Annotated in this window: 20 protein-coding genes; 15 read left to right on the top strand and 5 right to left on the bottom strand. The window is 68.7% G+C overall.

Annotated features, from left to right (window positions below; all coding sequences use genetic code 11):
- Positions 1 to 39 precede the first annotated feature (39 nt).
- Genes GGC47_RS01490 through GGC47_RS01500 form a run of 3 tightly spaced genes read left to right on the top strand, consistent with a single transcriptional unit; the run spans position 40 to position 3,517 of the window.
- Positions 40 to 990 (top strand): ABC transporter permease, encoded by a 951-nt coding sequence (locus GGC47_RS01490; protein WP_133561862.1) that lies wholly within the window; start codon positions 40 to 42, stop codon positions 988 to 990.
- A 2-nt stretch (positions 991 to 992) separates the two neighbouring features.
- Positions 993 to 1,850 carry an ABC transporter permease gene (locus GGC47_RS01495; protein WP_142020344.1) on the top strand — a complete coding sequence of 286 codons (858 nt, stop codon included), beginning with the start codon at positions 993 to 995 and terminating at the stop codon, positions 1,848 to 1,850.
- Complete coding sequence (locus tag GGC47_RS01500; RefSeq protein ID WP_142020343.1) at positions 1,850 to 3,517, top strand: ABC transporter ATP-binding protein; 1,668 nt, start codon at positions 1,850 to 1,852, stop codon at positions 3,515 to 3,517. Before GGC47_RS01495 ends, GGC47_RS01500 begins: the two co-directional genes overlap by 1 nt.
- Positions 3,518 to 3,524: 7 nt before the next feature.
- Here GGC47_RS01500 and GGC47_RS01505 read toward each other — a convergent pair whose 3' ends face one another.
- Entirely contained in the window at positions 3,525 to 4,013 is a 489-nt protein-coding gene (locus tag GGC47_RS01505) for an Lrp/AsnC family transcriptional regulator (RefSeq protein ID WP_038361612.1), read from the bottom strand.
- A gap of 255 nt (positions 4,014 to 4,268) precedes the next feature.
- Here GGC47_RS01505 and GGC47_RS01510 point away from each other — a divergent pair, with 255 nt between their 5' ends.
- The 6 genes from GGC47_RS01510 to GGC47_RS01535 all read left to right on the top strand — a co-directional run bounded on the left by GGC47_RS01510 (position 4,269) and on the right by GGC47_RS01535 (position 10,186).
- The gene (locus GGC47_RS01510; RefSeq protein ID WP_142020557.1) at positions 4,269 to 5,594 is read left to right on the top strand and encodes an NAD(P)/FAD-dependent oxidoreductase; all 1,326 of its coding nucleotides are present in this window, start codon (positions 4,269 to 4,271) and stop codon (positions 5,592 to 5,594) included.
- Positions 5,595 to 5,738: 144 nt separating this feature from the next.
- Positions 5,739 to 6,485 (top strand): ABC transporter substrate-binding protein, encoded by a 747-nt coding sequence (locus tag GGC47_RS01515; protein ID WP_142020342.1) that lies wholly within the window; start codon positions 5,739 to 5,741, stop codon positions 6,483 to 6,485.
- A 19-nt stretch (positions 6,486 to 6,504) separates the two neighbouring features.
- Positions 6,505 to 7,161: an amino acid ABC transporter permease gene (locus tag GGC47_RS01520; RefSeq protein ID WP_038361606.1), complete on the top strand. Its 657-nt coding sequence runs from the start codon at positions 6,505 to 6,507 to the stop codon at positions 7,159 to 7,161.
- Positions 7,158 to 7,892 carry an amino acid ABC transporter ATP-binding protein gene (locus GGC47_RS01525; RefSeq protein ID WP_210323456.1) on the top strand — a complete coding sequence of 245 codons (735 nt, stop codon included), beginning with the start codon at positions 7,158 to 7,160 and terminating at the stop codon, positions 7,890 to 7,892. The genes GGC47_RS01520 and GGC47_RS01525 overlap by 4 nt, the downstream gene beginning before the upstream one ends.
- A 10-nt stretch (positions 7,893 to 7,902) precedes the next feature.
- On the top strand, positions 7,903 to 9,213 hold the full coding sequence (locus GGC47_RS01530; protein ID WP_142020341.1) for an NAD(P)/FAD-dependent oxidoreductase: 1,311 nt from the start codon (positions 7,903 to 7,905) through the stop codon (positions 9,211 to 9,213).
- 67 nt (positions 9,214 to 9,280) lie between these two features.
- Positions 9,281 to 10,186: a LysR family transcriptional regulator gene (locus GGC47_RS01535; RefSeq protein ID WP_038361601.1), complete on the top strand. Its 906-nt coding sequence runs from the start codon at positions 9,281 to 9,283 to the stop codon at positions 10,184 to 10,186.
- Positions 10,187 to 10,201: 15 nt separating this feature from the next.
- Here GGC47_RS01535 and GGC47_RS01540 read toward each other — a convergent pair whose 3' ends face one another.
- The 4 genes from GGC47_RS01540 to GGC47_RS01555 are packed head-to-tail and all read right to left on the bottom strand — an operon-like array spanning position 10,202 to position 15,955.
- A complete protein-coding gene (locus GGC47_RS01540) occupies positions 10,202 to 11,572 on the bottom strand; it encodes an FAD/NAD(P)-dependent oxidoreductase (protein WP_142020340.1) in 1,371 nt (456 codons plus the stop codon).
- Positions 11,569 to 11,820, bottom strand: coding sequence for a (2Fe-2S)-binding protein (locus GGC47_RS01545; RefSeq protein WP_112763546.1), 252 nt, complete (start codon positions 11,818 to 11,820; stop codon positions 11,569 to 11,571). The genes GGC47_RS01540 and GGC47_RS01545 overlap by 4 nt, the downstream gene beginning before the upstream one ends.
- Positions 11,821 to 11,879: 59 nt before the next feature.
- Complete coding sequence (locus tag GGC47_RS01550) at positions 11,880 to 13,868, bottom strand: hydantoinase B/oxoprolinase family protein (RefSeq protein WP_142020339.1); 1,989 nt, start codon at positions 13,866 to 13,868, stop codon at positions 11,880 to 11,882.
- 5 nt (positions 13,869 to 13,873) lie between these two features.
- On the bottom strand, positions 13,874 to 15,955 hold the full coding sequence (locus GGC47_RS01555) for a hydantoinase/oxoprolinase family protein (protein ID WP_429066631.1): 2,082 nt from the start codon (positions 15,953 to 15,955) through the stop codon (positions 13,874 to 13,876).
- A gap of 234 nt (positions 15,956 to 16,189) precedes the next feature.
- On the opposite strand from GGC47_RS01555, the gene GGC47_RS01560 reads away from it, so the two are divergent.
- The 6 genes from GGC47_RS01560 (at position 16,190) to GGC47_RS01585 (ending at position 21,437) form a co-directional block, all read left to right on the top strand.
- Complete coding sequence (locus tag GGC47_RS01560) at positions 16,190 to 17,326, top strand: NAD(P)/FAD-dependent oxidoreductase (protein WP_142020338.1); 1,137 nt, start codon at positions 16,190 to 16,192, stop codon at positions 17,324 to 17,326.
- A 274-nt stretch (positions 17,327 to 17,600) separates the two neighbouring features.
- Positions 17,601 to 18,341: a FadR/GntR family transcriptional regulator gene (locus GGC47_RS01565; RefSeq protein WP_142020337.1), complete on the top strand. Its 741-nt coding sequence runs from the start codon at positions 17,601 to 17,603 to the stop codon at positions 18,339 to 18,341.
- 48 nt (positions 18,342 to 18,389) lie between these two features.
- Positions 18,390 to 19,283 carry an NAD(P)-dependent oxidoreductase gene (locus GGC47_RS01570; RefSeq protein ID WP_142020336.1) on the top strand — a complete coding sequence of 298 codons (894 nt, stop codon included), beginning with the start codon at positions 18,390 to 18,392 and terminating at the stop codon, positions 19,281 to 19,283.
- A gap of 8 nt (positions 19,284 to 19,291) precedes the next feature.
- Positions 19,292 to 19,975 carry an amino acid ABC transporter permease gene (locus tag GGC47_RS01575; protein ID WP_113252184.1) on the top strand — a complete coding sequence of 228 codons (684 nt, stop codon included), beginning with the start codon at positions 19,292 to 19,294 and terminating at the stop codon, positions 19,973 to 19,975.
- 13 nt (positions 19,976 to 19,988) lie between these two features.
- On the top strand, positions 19,989 to 20,657 hold the full coding sequence (locus GGC47_RS01580) for an amino acid ABC transporter permease (protein ID WP_142020335.1): 669 nt from the start codon (positions 19,989 to 19,991) through the stop codon (positions 20,655 to 20,657).
- 15 nt (positions 20,658 to 20,672) lie between these two features.
- Entirely contained in the window at positions 20,673 to 21,437 is a 765-nt protein-coding gene (locus GGC47_RS01585) for an amino acid ABC transporter ATP-binding protein (RefSeq protein WP_142020334.1), read from the top strand.
- Positions 21,438 to 21,447: the final 10 nt, after the last annotated feature.

A 21,447-nucleotide genomic window follows, 5' to 3' on the forward strand; every position in this document is an offset into this window, starting at 1 on the left:
GTCACACTCCGCTCGGAGGTGTCAGCTGCGGGAGCGTCGATGAACCTTCACCTGTTGTCCCTGCTGGGCGGACGGCTGCTCGTCGCGCTGCTGACGCTGCTGATCGTCTCCTTCGTGGTGTTCTGCGCCACGCAGATCCTGCCCGGCGACGTGGCCGAGGTGCTGCTCGGCCAGGCAGCGACGCCTGAGGCCGTCGCGGGCTTGCGCGCGGCGATGCACCTGAACGACCCGGCGATCCTGCGCTTCTTCCGCTGGCTCGGCGGCATGCTGACGGGCGATCTCGGCATCTCCTACGCCAATAACCGGCCGATCGCGGAGCTCGTCGCCGGGCGCCTGGGCAACTCGCTGCAGCTCGCGGCGGCGACCGCGCTGTTTTCGGTGCCGATCGCGCTCGCGCTCGGCATCACCTCCGCCATGCTGCGCGGCTCGCTTTACGACCGCTCGGTCACGATGGCGACGATCACGGTGATCTCGGTGCCGGAATTCATGATCGCCACCGCCGGCGTGCTGATCTTCGCGGTCTGGCTGAAATGGCTGCCGGCCCTGTCCTTCGCGCGGGATGTCCACTCCTTCGGCGAGATGCTGCGCATCTATGCGATGCCCGTCTTCACGCTGAGCTTCGTGATCTCGGCCCAGATGATCCGCATGTCCCGCGCCGCCGTCGTCGAGGCGCTCAACACGCCCTATGTCGAGATGGCGCAGCTCAAGGGCGCCTCTCGCCCGCGGGTCGTGCTGCGTCATGCGCTGCCCAACGCGCTCGGCCCCATCGTCAACGCCGTCGCGCTCTCGCTCTCCTACCTGCTCGGCGGCGTCATTATCGTCGAGACGATCTTCAACTATCCCGGCATCGCCAAGCTGATGGTCGACGCGGTGGCGACGCGGGACCTGCCGCTCATCCAGAGCTGCGCGATGATCTTCTGCGTCGTCTACCTGCTCCTGATCACGACGGCGGACGTCATCGCCATCCTGTCGAACCCGAAGTTGCGCTGACCATGGCCATCGACGCAGCCAACACGACAACCGCCAGCCAGCGCCGCGCCGGGTATCGGTTCAACCTCACCGGCTGGATCAGCCTGATCGTCATCCTCGCCTGGGCGCTGATCGCGATCCTGGCGCCCTATGTCACGCCCCACGGCATCAGCGACATCGTCGACACCGACTATTTCGGCCCGATGAGCCTGCAGTTTCCGCTCGGCACCGACTATCTCGGGCGCGACATGCTCTCGCGCATCCTGTTCGGCGCGCGCTACACGGTCGGCATATCGCTGGCGGCCACGCTGATCGCCTGCAGCATCGGCGTCACGCTCGGCATGGCGGCGGCCGTGACCGGCGGCTGGTTCGATACGGTGCTGAGCCGCTTCATCGATGCGTTGAGCTCGATCCCCAGCAAGCTGTTCGCTCTCGTTGCCGTTGCCGGCGTCGGCTCCTCGATCCCCGTGCTGATGCTGATCCTCGGCATCATCTACACGCCCGGCTCTTATCGCTTCGCCAGGGCGCTGGCGGTCAACGTCAACACCGCGGACTTCGTCACGGTGGCGCGCCTTCGCGGCGAGAAGCTGAGCTACCTGATCCGCGCGGAAATCCTGCCGAACATCATCGGCCCGGTGCTGGCCGATGTCGGCCTGCGTTTCGTCTTCATCGTGCTGCTCCTGTCGGGCCTGTCCTTCCTCGGGCTCGGCGTGCAGCCGCCGGAGGCCGATTGGGGTTCGCTGGTGCGCGAGAATATCGGCGGGCTGCCCTTCGGCGCGCCGGCCGTGATGGCGCCCTCCTTCGCCATCGCCAGCCTGACGATCGCGGTGAACATGCTGATCGACAACCTGCCGCGCAAGATCCGCGACCGGAGCGCCTGATGAGCCATCTCGTCGAAATCCGCGGGCTCAAGGTCGAGGCCACCACCGATGCCGGCCGGCGCGTCGAGATCATCAAGGGCGTCGATTTCGACATCGCCGCAGGCGAGATCGTCGCCCTGATCGGCGAGAGCGGCTCGGGCAAGACCACGATCGCGCTGACCCTGCTCGGCTATGCCCGGACCGGCTGCCGCATCACCGGCGGCAGCGTCTCCATCGCCGGCCGTGACATGGCGCTCCTCTCCGAGGCCGAGCGGGCGAAGGTCCGCGGAGTCGATGTCGCCTATGTGCCGCAGAGCGCGGCCGCCGCCTTCAACCCGGCGCAGCGCATCATGGATCAGGTGATCGAGATCACCCGCATCCACCGGCTGATGCCGCGCCCCGCTGCCGAAGCCAAGGCGGTGGATCTGTTCCGCGCGCTCTCCCTGCCCTCGCCCGAGACGATCGGCTCGCGCTATCCACACCAGGTCTCGGGCGGCCAGTTGCAGCGCCTCTCGGCCGCGATGGCGCTGATCGGCGATCCGAAGGTCGTGATCTTCGACGAGCCGACGACCGCGCTCGACGTCACCACCCAGATCGAGGTGCTGCGCGCCTTCAAATCCGTGATGCGCCAGAGCCGGATGGCCGGCGTCTACGTCTCGCACGACCTCGCCGTCGTCGCCCAGATCGCCGACCGCATCGTCGTGCTGAAGGGCGGCCAGATCCAGGAGATCGGCACGACCGAACAGATCCTGTCCGCGCCGAAGCATCCCTATACGCGCGAATTGCTGGCGGCCTTCTCGCCCGTCGCCCGCGTCGCAGCGCAGGCGGCCGCCACGGCAAGCCCGCCGCCGCAGCCGGTCCTCGAGCTCGACGCCATCAGTGCGGGCTACGGTCGATTGCAGCCGAACGGCAAGCCGCTGATGCTCGCGGTCGACGCCGTCAGCTTCAAGCTGGAACGGGGCCGCAATCTCGGCGTCATCGGCGAGTCCGGCTGCGGCAAGTCGACCCTCGCCCGGACCATCGCCGGCATCCTGCCGCCCTCCTCCGGCCATATCCGCTTCGACGGACGGCCGATGGCCCCGCTGGCGCGCGACCGCACGCCGGAAGAGCTGCGCAAGCTCCAGATCGTATTCCAGTCGGCCGACACCGCGCTCAACCCGGCGCAATCGATCGAGGACATCCTCGGCCGGCCGCTTGCCTTCTATCACGGCCTGCGTGGGCCGGCCCGCGACGCGCGCATCGACCGCCTGCTCGATCTCGTGCACCTGCCGCGCGCCCTGAAGCACCGGCTGCCGGGCGAGCTCTCCGGCGGGCAGAAGCAGCGCGTCAACCTGGCGCGCGCGCTCGCGGCCGACCCCGAGCTCGTGCTCTGCGACGAAATCACCTCGGCGCTCGATACGGTCGTCGCCGCGGCGATCATCGAGCTGCTGAAAGAGCTGCAGCGCGAGCTCGGCCTGTCCTATCTCTTCATCAGCCATGACCTGACGACGGTGCAGGCGATCTGCGACGAGGTCGCGGTGATGTATCGCGGCGTAAAGGTCGAGCAGTTGCCGGCCGACCAGGTCGGCAAGGCCGGCGGTCACCCCTATGCGCGGCTGCTGATGTCCTCGGTGCCCAAGCTCGACCCATCCTGGCTCGACACGCTCGAGCGCGATCCGGAGCTCGTCGCCGCCTTCTCGAAGCGCTGAGCTCGCCTCAGCTCGTCGCCGTGACCGGAAACAGGCTCGTCAGCGGCATGTGCGGCTTGACGATGGGCGACTTCAGCACGACGAAGCTGAAATACTTGTCGATGCCGATATCGAGGTCGATCAGCCGCTCCATCAGCGTCTGGTACTCGATGATGCCGCTGGTCACGAATTTCACGAGATAATCGTAGCCGCCCGAGACGAGGTGGCATTCGATGACCTGGTCGAGCTTCTCGATGGCCGCCAGGAACCGCGCGAAATCGACCTGGCGGTGGTTCTTCAGCGTCACCTCGGTGAAGACCGTCAGCGTCTGGCCGAGCTTGCCGATATTGATCCGGGCGGAATAGCCGGTGATGTAGCCTTCCTGCTGCAGCTTCTTGACGCGCATCAGACAGGGGCTCGGCGAGAGATTCACCAGCTCCGCCAGCTCGACATTGGTGATCCGGCCGTTCTTCTGCAGCTCGTAGAGGATCTTGATGTCGATCTGATCGAGCTTCATGGGGGCCTCGTCCGCTGGCGCCGTCGCAGGATGGGTCATGGGCAGCCCGGCTCCGCCCGATCATGACGGAAGCCGGCGCTCCCGGCAATCGCACGGCAGATGCTGCCGCGCGCGAAGCCCTTGTTACCTGGACTTCGCGAAAGAAGAACGCGGAATCCGCCGGTCCGGACGGAAGGAAATGCCGCGGAACGGCGATATGCGGTGCGCGCGCCCTGTCCCGACGGGCTAGGCTTCGTCTTCGTCAAGGAGACCGTGATGCCGGCGCCGCTTTTCGAGATCGAGACCAGCCCGACCCTGCCCGAGAGCGCGGATGTCGTCGTGATCGGCGGCGGCATCGTCGGAGTCTGCACCGGCTATTATCTCGCCCGCCGCGGCATCAAGGTCGCGCTCGTCGAAAAGGGGCGCGTCGGCGCCGAACAGTCGAGCCGCAACTGGGGCTGGTGCCGGCAGCAGAATCGCGATGCGCGCGAATTGCCGATGGCGACGGAGAGCCTCACGTTGTGGGACCGCTTCGCCGCCGAGATCGGCGAGGATCTCGGCTTCCGCCGCTGCGGCCTGCTCTATCTCAGCGACGACGAGGCCCAGATCGCCGGATGGGCGAAATGGCGCGACTTCGCGATCGGCCAGGGCGTCACCACCCACATGCTTTCCAGCGACGAGGCCTCCGCCCGAGGCGCCGCCACCGGCAAAAGCTGGAAGGGCGGCGTCTTCTCGCCGAGCGACGGCACCGCCGACCCCTCGCGCGCCGCGCCGGTGATCGCGCGCGGCATCGTCAAGGCAGGCGGCACGGTGCACCAGTTCTGCGCGGCGCGCGGGATCGAGACGAGCGGCGGGCGCGTCTCGGGCGTCGTCACCGAAAAGGGCACGATCCGCACGAGCACGGTCGTCCATGCCGGCGGCGCCTGGGCTTCCTCCTTCCTCAACCAGCTCGGAATCCGTTTCCCGCAATCATCGGTGCGGTCGTCGATCCTGTCGGTGATGCCAGGGGTGTCCGGCATTCCGGACGCCCTTCACACGACCGAGGTCTCGGTGACGCGCCGCGGCGATGGCGGCTACGCGCTCGCGATCAGCGGCGGCGCCCGCATCGATCCGACGCCGCAGCAACTGCGCTTCGCACGCCAGTTCGTGCCGATGTTCCTGCGGCGCTGGCGCAACCTCGCCATCGGCGGCCTGCAAGGCTGGCGCGCCGGCCACGAGACCTTGGCGCGCTGGCGGCTCGACGCGCCGACGCCGATGGAGGAGAACCGCATCCTCGACCCGACGCCCGATCGCAAGCAGATCGCCGAGACCCATGCGCGGGCGCTCAAGCTGCTGCCGGCCCTGAAGGGTGTGCCGGTGCAGGCGCGCTGGGCGGGCTATATCGACTCCACGCCGGACGGCGTGCCGGCGATTGGCGAACTCACCGGCCTGCCCGGCTTCATCCTCGCCGCCGGGTTCAGCGGCCACGGCTTCGGCATCGGACCGGGTGCCGGGCACCTGATCGCCGACATCGCCAGCGGCGCGAAGCCGATCGTCGATCCGGCATCCTATCGGCCGGACCGGCTGGATGGCTCCGCCTTCGGCAAGGTCGCCGAGTTCTGAGCCCCGGCGGGTGCTGGCTTGCGAGCACATAAGTCGATCTTATGGGGTCGGCATGAATTCGTCTTGTCGCTTCCGGCGGACGGTACGGATGCTGCATGAACCGGTTCGGGAGACCGGGTGGATTCCAAGAAGGGGAAATGGGGAATGATCGGATTGAGAACGGTTCTGGCGGCTCTCGCCATGGTGGCGGCCGGGGCCAGCGTTCAGGCGCAGACGGTCTACAAGGTCGGCTCGACGCCGACGGGCACGCCCTTCACCTTCCTCGACGCGAAGACCAACACCATCCAGGGGATGATGGTCGACGTGATCGAGGAGATCGGCAAGGACCAGGGCTTCAAGGTCGAGATCCAGCCGATGCAGTTCTCCGCGCTGATCGCGGCGCTGACCTCGGGCAAGATCGATATCATCTCGGCCGCCATGTACGGCTCGCCCGAGCGGGCGAAGGTCGTCGACTTCAGCAAGGACGTCTACGCCTATGGCGAGGGGCTCGTCGTATCGACCAAGGACGAGAAGGACTATGCCGGCTTCGATGACATGAAAGGCAAGAAGGTCGGGGCCCAGATCGGCACCCGCTACATCGATGCCCTGAAGGCCGCCGGCACGGCTGCGGAAGTCAATGCCTATGACAGCCTCCCCGACATCCTGCGCGACGTCTCGAACGGGCGCCTCGACGCCGGCATCGGCGACTACCCGATCCTGGCCTACAACCTCGCCCAGGGGCGCTTCCCGCAATTGCGGCTGGTGAAGTCGTACAAGCCGTCCGTGCCCGGGCCGATCAACATCGCCGTGAAGCAGGGCAATGCCGAATTGCTGGGCAAGATCGACGCCGGCCTCGCCGCCATCAAGAAGGATGGGCGCTTCGACACGATCCTGAAGAAGTGGGGCCTCTGAGCGTTCCACGGATCGCATCATGAGCCACTTCCTCAGCCAGGTACCGACGTTCCTGCCGATCCTGATGCAGGGCGTCTACCTGACCATCCTGGTCACGCTTGGTGCCTTCGTGCTCGCGACGGCGCTCGGCCTGCTCTGGGCCTTCATGCGGGTGAGCGGCATCGCGCCGCTCGCCTGGACGGCGCGCACGATCATCGTCGTGGTGCGCGGCATCCCCGGCCTGGTGACGCTGTTCTACATCTATTTCGTGCTGCCCGATCTCGGCCTCTCGCTGACCGCGTTGCAAGCCGCGATCATCGGCCTCGGTATCGCCTATTCGCCCTATATGGCGGAGGTGTTCCGGGCTGGGATCGAGGCGATCGACCGCGGGCAGACGGAAGCTGCGCTCTCGATCGGCATGGGCTGGGGCCTGATGATGCGGCGCGTCGTCCTGCCCCAGGCGATCCGCGTGGCGCTGCCGCCCTATGGCAGCACCATGGTGATGCTGCTCAAGGATTCCTCGCTCGCCTCGACGATCACGGTCGCGGAGCTCTCGCTGCAGGGCAAGCTGCTGGCGTCCTCCACCTTCGAGAACACGGCGATCTTCACCTTGGTGGCGCTGATCTATCTCGCCATGAGCCTGCCATTGACGGCGTTCAACGCCTGGCTCGAACGGCGTCTGGGGGCTGGCCGATGAGCATCGTCGCGCTGCACAATGTGCGCAAATCCTTCGGGCCGCTCGAGGTGATCCACGACGTCTCCTTCTCGGTCGAGAAGGGCGAAGTGGTCTGCATCATCGGGCCGTCCGGCTCCGGCAAGTCGACGCTGCTGCGCTGCATCAACGGGCTCGAGACCTATCAGGGCGGCGAGATCGTCGTGCATGGCGAGCGGGTCGATACCAAGGCGCGCAGCATCCGGCAGGTGCGGACGCGGGTCGCCATGGTGTTCCAGCGCTTCAACCTGTTCCCGCACCGGACGGCGCTGGAGAATGTCGCGGAAGGGCCGATCTTCGTGAAGAAGGAGCCGCGCGAGCAGGCGCTCGCCCAGGCCCGACAGCTCCTCGAAAGGGTCGGGCTCGGCGCCAAGATCGACGCCTACCCCGCCCAGCTCTCCGGCGGCCAGCAGCAGCGCGTCGCCATCGCCCGCGCGCTCGGCATGCGGCCGGATGCGATCCTGTTCGACGAACCGACCTCCGCGCTCGACCCCGAGCTCGTCGGCGAGGTGCTCGCGGTGATGCGCTCGCTCGCCGACGAGGGCATGACGATGATCGTCGTCACCCACGAAATGGGGTTCGCCCGTGAGGTCGCCGACCGCGTGCTCTTTCTCGATGGCGGCGTGCTGGTCGAGCAAGGGCCGCCGAGCGAAGTGCTCAGCCGGCCCCAGAACCCGCGCACGCAGGACTTCCTGCGGCGCATCCTGCAAGCATGAGGATCGCGGCATGGCACAGGTGACCGGGCCGTTCTTCGCCGAGGGCGCCGTCGACACGCCCTATTGGTGGGATGCGGCCGAGCCCAAGGCCGCCCCCTCCACCGCGCTGCCGGCCAGCAGCGAGGTCGTGATCGTCGGGGCAGGCTTCACCGGCCTCAATGCGGCGCTGACGCTGGCGAAAGCCGGCAAGCAGGTGACGGTGCTCGACGCGGAAGCGCCGGGCTGGGGTGCCTCATCCCGCAACGGCGGCATGCTGGGGCCGGGATGGGCGACCTTCGACACGGCCATGGCCTATGGGCCGGAAAAGGCACGCGCCATCGTCGAAGAGAGCTTTCTCGCGCTCCAGCACGTCAAGGACGTGGTGGAGCGCGAGGCCATCGCCTGCGACCTCGCAGTGGTGGGCTATTTCCGCGGGGCGATGACGCCGCGCCTCTACGACGCCATGGGCCGCCAACTCGACCGCATCCGCAAGGTCATGCCCTGCGACGCCTATCTGGTGCCGCGGGCCGAGCAGCATGGCGAGATCGGCACCGATCTCTACCATGGCGGCCTTGCCATTCCAGGCTATGCCGGGCTCCATCCCGCCCGCTATGTCGCAGGCCTCGCCGAGGCGGCGCACCGCGCCGGAGCCCAGCTCTTCGGCGGCGCGCGCGTCATGGCGATCGCGCCGGACGCCGGCGGCTTCACCGTCTCCATCGGCCGGCAGCGGATCGCGGCGAAGCAGCTCCTCGTCGCCACCAACGGCTATACGGGCTCGCTCCTGCCCTTCCTGCAGCGGCGGATCATCCCGATCCGCAGCGCGCTCATCGCCACGGCGCCGCTGCCGCCAGAGGTCATGGACAGGCTGATGCCGAAGCGGCGCATGCTGGCGGGCAGCCAGCGCGTCGTGACCTATTACAGGCCCTCGCCGGACGGCACGCGCGTGCTCTTCGGCGGCCGCGTGCTCAAGGTCAACGGCGAGAACGTGGCGCGGGCCAATGCGGGCCATCTGCGCAAGCAGATGCTGCAGGTCTTCCCGGAGCTGGAACGGACGCCCCTCACCCATTACTGGCATGGCCAGACCGGCTTCACCTTCGACAAGCTGCCGCATCTGGGGCAGCAGGACGGCATCTTCTACGCCTGTGGCTACAACGGCACCGGCATCGCGCGGGCAAGCTGGTTCGGCCACAGGATCGCTGAGCGCATGCTCGGCAGCGTGGAAAAGCCCAGCGCCTATGAGGACCTGCCGTTCAGGAGCCGCCCGCTCTATTACGGCAAGCCCTGGTTCCTGCCGCTCGCCGTCCAGTTCTACGAGATGCTGGATCGCTGGGAACAGCGTTAAAGCATCGGACTGGACATCGGCGCTCGCGGCGGCGATGTCTGCGCCATCGCCGATGCTGGAACCACCGATGCGGGCCCGCCAACTCGAAGTCTTCTGCACGCTGATGCGCAGCGGCACCGTCACCGGCGCGGCGGCGATGCTCAACATCTCGCAGCCGGCGCTGAGCCAGATCCTGCTCCACACCGAAGACCAGCTCGGCTTCAAGCTGTTCGACCGCGTGCGCGGCCGGCTGGTGCCGACGCAGGAGGCCGAGGAGCTCTACGCCCAGGCCGAGCACATCTTCGGGGAGCTCGATGCGCTGCGGCGGCGCACCGTCGACATGCGGCACGGGCGCACCGGGCTCGTCAGGCTGGCGGCATCCGCCCCGCCCTCGATGTCGATCGTGCCGCGCGCGCTGCTCGCCTTCCGGGAAGCGCATCCCGACATCGTCGTGCGCTCGCTCATCGCGTCGCAGGCGAGCATCATCGACATGCTGCGCAGCGGCGAGGTCTCGCTCGGCATCACCATGAACAACCTGCCGCATCAGGGAATCGTCACGGAGACGGTCGGCCATGCCGATCTGGTCTGCGTGCTGCCCGCGCAGCATCGGCTCGCGGCGCTGGACCGGATCGGCTTCGCGGATATCCAGGCAGAGACCCTGATCTCCTACCGCGCCGACACCTTGCCGGGGCGCCTGCTCGCGGTTGCGGCCGAAACGGAGGGGCTTGCCTATGCTCCCGCGATCGAGATCGACCTGTCCATCACGGCGCTGCCCTTCGTGCGCGACGGCCTCGGCCTCGCCGTCGTCGACGGGCTGCTGCCATGGGAGCAGTTCAACGGCATCGTCGCCCGGCCGTTCTCGCCGCGGATCGAGGTGCCGATCGCGATCGTGACCAGCAAGGACCGGCCGCTCTCCGCCAGCCATGAATGGATGCGCGACTGCCTCAGAGCCGCCGGCCGCGACTTCAGCCGGGCGGCGCTTGCGGGCGAGTGAGCTCGCGCAGACGCCTCAACCGTCGGCGTCCTCCAGCAACGCACCGATCCGCGCGGGCCTGACCGGAGCCTGGGCCCGCAGCCAGCCGGCTTCGCGAGCAGAGCCAAGGCCTGCGCGGGCAGCCACGATCTCGGCGGCGGCCAGCTCGCAATAGCGGCCCTGGCAGCGCCCCATGCCGACACGCCCGAGCGATTTGGCGCGGTTGACCTCGCCGCCGCCGAAATCGACGGTCTCGCGCAGCTCTCCTGCCGTCACGCCCTCGCAGCGGCAGATCACGGTCTCGTCCGGAAGCGCGCCCGCTTCTGGCCAGGGGAAGGCCTCGGCGATGCCGCCCGCAAAGCGGGTGAAACGACGCAAACGGCGCCTGTCGGCGGCGATGTCGGGCGCCGACAGGCCGAGATCCTGCAGGCAGGCAGCGGCGGCGAGGCGCCCCGCGACCTCGGCCGCATCGGCACCGAGAATGCGCAAGCCGTCCCCGGCGAGATAGACGCCCGCGCTGGCCCGCCCCATCTCGTCGGCTTTCGGCAGCCATTGGCGCCAGCTCTCATCATAGGCGAAATCGCACCCGGCGAGATCGGCGAGCCGCGTCTCGGACCGCAGATGCCAGCCGAGGCCGACCGCGTCGCAGTCCGTGTGACGCTCCTGCCCGGCCGCGTCGCGCCAACAGATGGCGACGGGTCCGCGTTCATCGGCCTCGATCCGGTCGAGCCGGACCCCGGCATGGTAGCGACCGGCGAGGCGCGCCCGCATCGCGAGCCCGCGCAGGGCGAAAACCGGCCGCGCCGCGAGACCACCGAGACCGGCAAGCTGCCGGCGCGTCGACGAGGTGTCGAGCACCGCCGCGACCTCGCCGCCGGCCTTCAGCAACTGCACCGCGAGCAAGGTGAGCAGCGGGCCCGAACCCGCCAGCACGATCCGGCGGCCGAGCGCCGCGCCTTGCGCCTTCAGCGCGATCTGCATCGCGCCGAGGCCGTAGACGCCGGGGTTCTCCCAGCCCGGCACCGGCATGATCCGGTCCATCGCGCCGGTCGCGAGGATCAGGCGATCATAGGCGACCCAATGGCTGCCGGCCGGCCCGAGCACGAGCAGGCGCCCTTCCGCGATGGCGGCGACGGAGCTGCGTGCGTGATGGACGAGCCGGCCTGCCGCGAGCGTTCCGTCGAAGGCGGCATGCAGCGCCACCGCCTTCGACGCTTCCGAACCGTAGAGGGTCTCGGGCGGGCGCGTGAAACCGGGTGGCGGCCGGCGATAGATCTGGCCGCCGGCGCGCTCGGCCTCGTCGATCACGATCGGCGTGAGCCCGGCCGCGACGAGCGTCTGCGCGGCGCGGATGCCAGCCGGACCGGCGCCGACGACGACCACGCGCGGCGTTCCGCCGCTGCTCACGGCCAGTCTCCCGGAGCGTCGGTCAGCAGCCGCATGCCCTCAGTGAGCGGCGTCGAGCAGGCGCGGATACGCGGCCCCTCCTCCTGCCAGACCCAGCAATCCTGGCAAGCGCCCATCAGGCAGAAGCCGGCGCGGGTTTCCACCCCGAATTCGGAACGGCGCAGCGCCGGCGCCACGGAAAGGATGGCGCTGAGCACCGTGTCGCCGGCAAGTGCTTGCCGTTCCGCGCCGTCGAGGACGAAGCGCATCGGCGCGCGATTCGTCTCGGCAAGCCGGACGAGGCGCCCGGCCGGATGGCCCGCCGCGCTCACTCGGCCGCCTCGGGCAAGGCAGCACCGCCCTCGGGCATTTCGGGGAAGCGCAGGCGCGCCTCCCTGAAAGCCTGCGCCACGCCCTGCGCGCCCACCTTGCCCTTCATCCGGCGGAAGATCTCCGTCTTGGCGAAGAAGCGCCAGTGGATCGGCAGGCCGGCAAGCAGCGCGGTGAGCCGGTCATAGGCTTCCGGCGTCCATTGCGCCTCGTAGCCCTCGCGCTCGGGGCCGAAATGGAAATGGCCCTCGACCGGCGGGCGTGATGCGCGGCGCGCCTGCGTCGCCGCCTCGTCGACCTCGCCTGCGCGGATGACGACGCCATAGTCGCGCTCCGCCGCCTCGGCCGAGACGTAGCCGCGCGCCACATCCATCGCGACGCGCCAGGGCTCACGGTCGAAAGGATGGCCGCGGCCGCCGCCGCCGGCGGAGCGGATTTCGAGCACATCGCCCGGCTGGAGCACAGCGGTGTCGATATTGCCGAGCCGTCGCTCCTCCGGCTGGCCGGGGTTGACGACCATGTCCGACAGGCCCGCCGCGCGACCGCCGAGCACACCCCAGGGGCGGAAGAAGCTGCGGTCCCGGTTGCGGGCGGTGATGCGGCTATCCGGCGCGAAGACGCGGAAGGCCATCTCGGTGGCGAGCCCGCCGCGCCAGCGCCCGGCGCCGCCGCTATCCCTGGCCAGCCCGTATCTGACGAACTCGACCGGGGTCTCCGTCTCGGTGATCTCGATCGGCGTGTTCCTGAGATAGGCGGCGTCGGCCCCCGAGCCGTTGGTGCCGTCGCGATGCGGCATGCCGCCGCCGCCGCCGACCACCGGGTTGACCGCGGCGATGACGGTGCGGCTGGTGCGCTCGTCGGTGGTCATCACGTTGACGATGCAGTTGTTGCCAGCAGGTGCTGCCGGCAAACGCTCCGGCACCGCTTGCGAGAACGCCCCGAAGATCACCGAGCGTAGCCGCGCGCAGGTGAGCGAGCGCATGCCGACCGCGGCGGGGAAGACCGGGTTGAGCACGGACCCTTCCGGCGCGATGCAGGTGAAGGGGCGTGTCAGGCCGGTATTGAGCAGGATCTTCGGGTTCAGCGTGTAGAGGACGTAATAGACCCCGACCAGCAGCATCGTATGCCGGGGGTTGCCCCCGGAGGGCACGTTGAGCGACGAGGCGAGCTGCGGATCGGAGCCGGTGAAATCGAGCACCGCCTCGCCGCCGCGGATCGTCAGTTTGAGCTTGAGGCGGCAGGGATTGGCCTCGACCGAATCCTCGTCGGCATAATCGGCGAACTCCCAGGTCCCGTCCGGCATGGCCCGCAGCACTTCGCGCGCCTGCGCCTCGGCATGGTCGAGCAGCGCATCGACGCCCTCGAGGAAGGCCTGTCGGCCGAACTTCTCGATCATCGCCAGCACCTTGCGCTCGCCGGTGTTGAGCGCGCCGACCAGGGCCTTGATGTCGCCGATGTTCAGGTCCGGCTTGCGGACGTTCGTCGTCATGATCCGCAGGATCTGCTCGTCGAAGACGCCTTCGTTGACGAGCTTCATCGGCGGGAAGCGGATGCCCTCCTGATGGATCTCGGTCAGGGCGCGCGACAGCGAGGCCGGCACCGCGCCGCCCATATCGGTGTTGTGGATATGGCCGCCCGTCCAGGCGACGATCTCGCCCTCGTGAAAGACCGGCTTCCAGAGATGGGTATCGGGCGCGTGGGTGGCGACGAAGCAGGAATAGGGGTCGTTGGTGAAGGCCACGTCGCCGGGCTTGTAGTTGTCGACCATCTCGATCGCGGGCGCCCAGGAGAGGCCGGGATACCAGGTCGCGCCCAGCTCCATCGGCACGGAGAAGGTGTCGCCGCGCCGGCTGATCAGCATCACCGTGAAGTCCTCCGTCTCCTTGACGAAGGCGGAATGCGCCGTGCGGTGCAGCGTATGCGCCATATTCTCCGCCGCGGCGCGGGCGTGGTTGGCGAGGACCTGCAGCTTCATCCGGTCGAACATCGGCGTCACTCCGCGAAGGTCAGGTGCAGGTTGAGATGGCGGTCGATCCGGGCGCGGGCGCCGAGGGGGATCGCGACGGTGGTGTCCTCCTGCGCCACCACGGCCGGGCCGGCGAAGCGGCTGCCGGGCTTCAGCTCGGCGCGGCTGTAGAGGCCGACCGCGCGGCGGGCACCGCCGGTATGGACCGCGATCTCGCGTTCGGGCTCTGCTTGTTCATCGACCTCATCCCATTCGGGGAAGGTCAGCGCCGGGCCGGCGCCGATGGCCGAGAGGCGCAGATTGACGATCTCGACGCGGCCCTGCGCATCGTCGAAATCGTAGATGCGCGCATGCGTCAGGTGGAATTCCCGCGCGATCGCTTCGGCGTCGCCGCTCTCCAGCCAGGCGGGCTGCAGCGGAACCTCGATCTCGTAGCTCTGGCCGACATAGCGCATATCGGCCGAGAGCCTGAGATCGGCCGGTCCGGCATGGCCCTGGGCGGCGAGCCAGGCGCGCCCGTCCTGCACCATCGCCGCGAAGGCCCGGTGAAGCTCCGGCAGCACACCCGGCGACAATTCGGCGAAGAGCGTACGCACGAAATCGCCGCGCAGATCGGCGACGAGGCCGCCCAATGCCGAGACGACGCCGGGGCGGCGCGGTGCGATCAGCCGGGTCATGCCGAGTTCGCGGGCGAGGAAGGCGCCGAGCATCGGGCCGCCCCCGCCGAAGGGCATCAGCGTGAAATCCTTGAGATCGACGCCGGCCCGCGACGAGAGCTTCTCGACCTCGACGAACATCTCGGAGACGGCGATGTCGAGGATGGCCTGCGCCGCCTCCTCCACCGAGCGGCCGAGCGCCTCGGCGAGGCGCCCGACGGCAGCGCAAGCGAGGCCGGTATCCATGCTGAGCTGGCCATAGGCCATCTCGCTATGGCCGAGCCAGCCGCAGACCACCATCGCGTCCGTCACCGTCGCCTGGTGGCCGCCGCGGCCGTAGCAGGCGGGCCCCGGCGTGGAGCCAGCCGATTCCGGGCCGACGCGCAGCACGCCCTGCCCGTCGACCGAGGCGATGGAGCCACCGCCGATGCCGATCGAGCTGACCGAGACGGAGGGGATATAGAGCGGGAACTCGCCGATCATCTCGCCGGTACCGTATTGCGCCTCGCCGTCGATGATCAGGGCGAAATCGGCGGAGGTTCCGCCGATGTCGAGGGTCAGCACACGCTTCTCGCCAGCCTGCCGCGCGAACCAGGCCGCGCCGATCACGCCCGAGGCCGTGCCCGACAGCAGCATGGAGACGCAGGCGCGCTTGCCCTCGGCGGCGTTCATCACGCCGCCATTGGACTTGGTGAGCAGGCAGCGCGCGGGCACGCCGCGCCCCTCCAGCCGCGCTTCCAGCGCCGAGAGATAGCCGGCGATGCGCGGATGGACATAGGCGTTGAGGATCGCCGTCGTCGTGCGCTCATATTCGCGGATGACCGGCCAGACCTCGGCCGAGGTGAAGACGAAGAGCTCGGGCGCGAGCCGCGCGATCTCGGCTTTCACCGCCTCCTCCTGGGTGCCGTCGCGCCAGGCATGCAGAAAGGCGACGACGATGCCGACGGCGCCGCGCGCCTTGGCCGAAGCCACCGCGGCGGCAACCGCAGCAAGATCGGGCTTGACCGTCTCGCGGCCGTCCGAGCGCATCCGGGCGGGGATGCCGAAGACGCGGTCGCGGGTAATGAGTTGCTCGGGGCGGGAGCAGAACAGGGAATAGACTTCGGGCATGCGCAGCCGGGCGAGCTCGATAACGTCCTCGAAGCCGGCATTGGTGAAGAGCGCGAGCGGCGCGCCCTTGCGCTGGATGACCGTGTTGACGCCGACCGTGGTGCCGTGGACGAAGCGCGTCACGGCGGTGGCGTCGAGCCCCTCGCGCTCGGCCAGCAGCGTGAGGCCCGTCATCAGCTCCGCGCCCGGATCGTCCGGTGTCGTCAGCACCTTGAGCGAGGCGACGCGGCCGCTGCGCGCTTCCAGAGCGCAGAAATCGATGAAGGTGCCGCCGATATCGACACCGATCTTCCAATCCGCGCCGTCGCCCATATCCGTGCCGAGCGCTGCCCCGCCTGCCATGTCCATGCCTCTCCTGTGCCGACCCGGAAGCTGGCATGGGCGACGCTGTCCCGTCCAAGAGACAAGCCGGGCAGACGCATAAGCCGGACTTATGCCCTCGACGGCTGCCGCCTTGCACCATGTCCATAGGCGGCGCTTATGGCCTTCGCGCCAACGCGTCTTTGACTGGAGTTCCGGCGGGCAGCAGCTTCGGCGGATGGACGACCTGCCGCCTCGGCGCGGCGAGAGGCGGATATGGACGTGATCGTGCTCGGCGGCGGCCTGATGGGGACCGCCTCCGCCTATTTCCTGGCCCGGCGGGGCTTGCGCGTGACGCTGCTCGAGCGCGGCCGGGTGGGGACGGGAGCGACCGTCGCCTCCTTCGGCAATATCCGCCGCACCGGCCGCCATCTCACGCAACTGCCGCTGGCGCATCGTTCCCGCGCGCTCTGGGGCGAGGCGGCGCGCCTGCTCGGGCGCGACGTCGAGTTCCGCGCCACCGGCCATCTGCGCCTGATCTTCGAGGAGGACGCGCTGGCGGATATGCGCGCCTATGCCGAAGCCGCGCGTCCCTGGGGGCTGGAACTGGAAGAGCTCGGCGCCAACGAGATCCGGGCGCGTTTTCCCGGTCTCGGGCCGGGCGCGATCGCGGCCTCGTTCTCCCCGCAGGACGGGTCCGGCAATCCGCGGCTGATCGCGCCCGCCTTCGCCGATGCGGCGCGGCGGCTCGGCGCCAGCATCGTCGAGGATTGCGCGGTCACCGACCTCGAGGCGACGGCGGCGGGCTTCCGCGTCACCACCGCCAAAGGCGTGTTCGAGGCGGATCGCCTGCTCAACACGGCCGGCGCCTGGGGCGCAGCCATCGCCGCCCGTTTCGGCGAGCCCGTGCCGCTGACGCCGCGCGGCCCGCAGATGGGTGTGACGGAACCCCTGCCCCACCGCGTCCTGCCCGTGGTCGGCATCTGGAGCCGCCAGCATGGAGCGGACGGCTATTTTCGACAGGTCGAGCGCGGCAACATCGTCTTCGGCGGCGCGGCGGAGCGCGTCGCGGTCGATCTCGAGCCCGGCCACGCCAAGGCCGACCCGGCACGCCTGCCGGCCCAGTTGCGTACGCTCGTGCGTCTGCTGCCGGCGCTGGCGAATGTCGCGGTGATCCGCACCTGGTCGGGCTGCGAGGGCTATCTCGCCGATATGCTGCCGGTGATGGGCCCCTCCGCCACCACGCCGGGCCTGTTCCACGCCTTCGGCTTCAGCGGGCACGGCTTCCAGCTCGGCCCCGGCGTCGGCGACACCATGGCCGAGCTGATCGCGACGGGCACGACCGAGATCCCGCTGCACGATTTCCGCATCGAGCGCTTCGCGGCGGCTTCCGGGACAGCGGCGCAGAGCTGAACGCTGCGCTCTTCGGCACCGCACGCCGGGCGATCCACCGCGACGCCCCGGTGGATGCGGGCCTCCTAATCGCCTGAGCGACTATCGCACCGGTGATGGCCGCCTCAGGCCGCACGGTTCAACCGGCAATCAGAAAATCTCCGGGATCGATGCGGCAAACGGAACTCGCGAACCCGAACAGCGCACGGCTTCCCGCCGCCGCCATCTCGCGGTTGATTTTCGCTTCTGGTCATCGTACTGGTCTTACCAGAAAATAAGAACGGTGATGTCAGGGATGGATGCTCAAGGTACCGACAGCGCGTCGGGGTTCGAGCGCGTCTTCGCCTATCTGCGGGAGCAGCTGCTCGACGGCACGCTGAAGCAGGGCGAACGGCTCATGGCCGAACGCGAACTGGCCGCGCAGCTCGGCGTCAGCCGGCCGATCGTGCGCGAAGCACTGCGCGCCCTGCACATGCTCGGCATCGTCGAGATCCGCGAACGTGTCGGCACCATCGTGAAGCGGCCGGACGCCTCGATGCTGAAGGACTTCTTCACGCTCGCGCTCGCCCAGCAGGCCGACCTCATCGACGACGTGATGGAGGCGCGCATCGCCATCGAGTGCCAGGCCGTGCGCCTGGCCTGCGAGCGCGCGACCATCGCCGATTTCGAGCGGCTGCAACGCGCGCTCGTCCGCATCGGCGAGACCATCGACGATGCGGATGCTGGCGGCGACGCCGACTTCGAGTTTCACCGAGCCATCGTGCTGGCGTCGCGTTCGCCGACGCTCGCAGTGCTGCATGAATCCATGTCGACGCTGCTGGCGCGCTCGCATCGCAGCCGCCGCGAGCTCGTCCAGCGGTTCGGCTCGATGAAGACCTACCTGATCGACGACCACAAGCGCGTCTTCGACACCATCGTCGGGCGCGATCCCGACCGCGCCGAGGTGACCCTGCGCCGCCATTTCGCGATCGGCGACGAATACCGCCGCCGCGCGGCGACCGGCGAGGGCGACAGGTCGGAGACGCGGAGCGCCTAGCGAAACCAAGGCGCCGATTTCATCAAAACAATGCCGAAAGAGCAGGTTATGGGACGGAACGAAACGGGCAGCGTCGGCTTCATCGGCCTCGGCACGATGGGGCGCGAGATGGCGCGCAATCTCATCAAGGCGGGGCATCGGGTCACCGTCTACGATGTCCTCGACGAGGCGGTAGCCGTGCTGGCGGCCGAGGGCGCGAAGCCGGCTGCGAGCCCGGCCGAGGCTGCGGCGGATGCCGATATCGCCATCACCATGCTGCCGGATACGCCACAGGTCGAGGATGTCATCCATGGCGAGGACGGCCTGCTGGCCGCGCCGCCGCGCGGGCGCCTGATCGTCGACATGAGCACGATCTCGCCCGTGGCCGTCCGCCGGATGCATGCCGATCTCAAGGCGGCGGGCACCGATTTCATCGACGCACCGGTCTCCGGCGGCCCGATCGGCGCGAAGAACGCGACGCTGACGATCATGGCGGGCGGCGAGGCGGCGGCCTTCGCCAGGGCCGAGCCGTTCTTCCGTGGCATGGGCACGACCATCACCCATGTCGGCGCGCCGGGCGCCGGCCAGGCGGTCAAGCTCTGCAACCAGCTGATCTGCGGCATCAATATCCAGGCGGTCTGCGAGGCGATCGCGCTCGGCCGCGCCTGCGGCGTCGATCTGGAGCAGATGCGCTCCGTGCTGCTCGGCGGCTCGGCGGCGTCCTGGATGCTCGACAAGCTTGGCCCCGCGATGATCGCGGGCGATGCCGGGGCGGGTTTCCGCATCGACCTGATGCTGAAGGATCTGCGCCTCGTGCAGGAACAGGCGCAGGCGCTTTCGGTGCCACTGCCGGGCACCGCGCTCGTCACCAGCCAGTACATCGAGGCGCGCGCCCATGGCGAAGGCGGGAACGGCAACCAGGCGCTGTTTCGCGTCTATGACCGCATGACGAACCGGGCCTGACGGCGGCGATGGGGCTCCATCTCGACTTCTCCGTCGTGCTCGAACGCTGGCCGCTCTTCCTCGACGGCGCGGCGATGACGCTGAAGCTCGCCTTCATCGCGATCCTGACCGGCGGCGCGATCGGCACCTTCTGTGCCATCGGCCGCGGCAGCAGCAACCGCTTCATCGCCGGGCTCTGCGCCGCTTACGTCGAGACGATCCGCAACACGCCGCTGCTCGTCCAGATCTTCCTGGTCTATTTCGGGCTGGCCAGCATCGGCTTCAAATTCTCGGCCTTCTCCGTCGCGGCTGCCGCGCTCGCCATCAATGTCGGCGCCTATACCGCCGAGATCATGCGGGCGGGCTTCGAGGCGATCCCGCCCGGCCAGATCGAGGCGGCGGAGGGGCTCGCCCTCTCGCGCGTCCAGATCTACTGGCACGTCATCCTGCTGCCGGCGATCGAGAAGGTCTATCCGTCGCTGACCAGCCAGTTCGTGCTGCTGATGCTGGCGTCCTCGGTCACCTCGCAGATCTCGGCGGAAGAGCTGACGGCCGTCGCGAACTACGTCCAGTCCGACACCTATCGCGCCTTCGAAACCTATATCCTCGTCGCGCTCGCCTATATCGCGCTCTCGCTCGTCCTGCGCGCCGCCTTCTGGGCGTTGGGGCAGGCGCTCTTCCCGCGCCGCCGGCGCCTCGGCACGCCGCTCTAGGGGAGCGATCACCATGGGCGGCTCCCTCAACGCGAACCACCTCCTCTTCCTCGGCCAGGGCGCGCTCTGGACGATCGGACTCTCCGCGATCGCGCTGATCGGCGGCGGGCTCGTCGGCTTCCTGATCGCGCTCGCCAGGGTCTCGCCGAGCAAGGCCGTGCGGCTCGTCAGCGGCGCCTATGTCCAGCTCGTCCAGGGCACGCCGCTGCTGGTGATCATGTTCCTCGGCTATTTCGGCCTCTCCGCGCTCGGCTTCGCGATCACGCCGCTCTGGGCCGCCGGAGCCTCGCTGACGATCTATGTCGGCGCCTATTTCGGCGAGATCTGGCGCGGCTGCATCCAGGCCGTGCCGCGCCCGCAATGGGAGGCGGCCGAAGGGCTGGCGCTCAGCCGCACCCAGCGCATGCTCAAGGTCATCCTGCCCCAGGCCATGCGGATCGCCACGCCGCCGACCGTGGGCTTCATGGTGCAGATCATCAAGAACACGTCGCTCGCCTCGGTCGTTGGCTTCGTCGAGCTCGCCCGTTCCGGCCAGATCATCAACAACTCTCTGTTCGAGCCCTTCCTGATCTACGCGATCATCGCCCTGATCTACTTCGCGCTCTGCTTCCCGATCTCGCTCCTCAGCCGGCGTCTCGAACGCCGCATGGGCGTCGGCCGCGCGAAGCTGATGCCGGCCTGACGAGATTTGAAAGCCATGAGCCAGGAACGCCCCCAGGAACACCTCACCGTCGAACGCCCCATCGTGGTGCTCGACAAGGTCCATAAGAGCTTCGGCCCGCTCAAGGTGCTGGACGGAGTCAGCTTCACCGTCGAACGCGGCGAGGTGCTGGTGCTGATCGGCCGCTCGGGCTCCGGCAAGAGCACGGCGCTGCGCTGCATCGACCGCTTCGAGAAGATCGATTCAGGTGAAATCCGCGTCTGCGACCACCGCGTCGACGCCGCCGATATCGATCTCAGGGCGCTCAGGCAGGATGTCGGCATCGTCTTCCAGAGCTACAACCTGTTCCCGCATCTCACCATCGAGCAGAACATCACGCTGGCGCCGGTCTCGGTGAAGCGGATGAGGAAAGCCGAAGCACGCGAGCTCGCCAAGGCGATGCTGGCCAGGGTCGGCCTCTCCGAGAAGCTCGACGCCTATCCCGAGCAGCTCTCCGGCGGCCAGCAGCAGCGCGCGGCGATCGCCCGTTCGCTCGCGATGCAGCCCAAGGTGATGCTGTTCGACGAAGTCACCTCCGCGCTCGATCCGGAGCTGACCGGCGAGGTTCTCAAGGTCATCGAACAGCTCGCCGCGGACGGCATGACCATGGTGATGGTCACCCATGAGATGGGGTTCGCGCGAGGCATCGCCGATCAGGCGGTGTTCATGCATGCGGGCAGGGTCCACGAGGCCGGAAGTGCCTCGATCCTGTCGGCTCCGGCCACGCCGGAACTCGCCCAGTTCGTCGGAACCGGGCTCTAACGACCAAAAA

The sequence above is a fragment of the Allobosea sp. OAE752 genome (assembly GCF_050433265.1).
GTDB classification, from domain to species: domain Bacteria; phylum Pseudomonadota; class Alphaproteobacteria; order Rhizobiales; family Beijerinckiaceae; genus Allobosea; species Allobosea spartocytisi.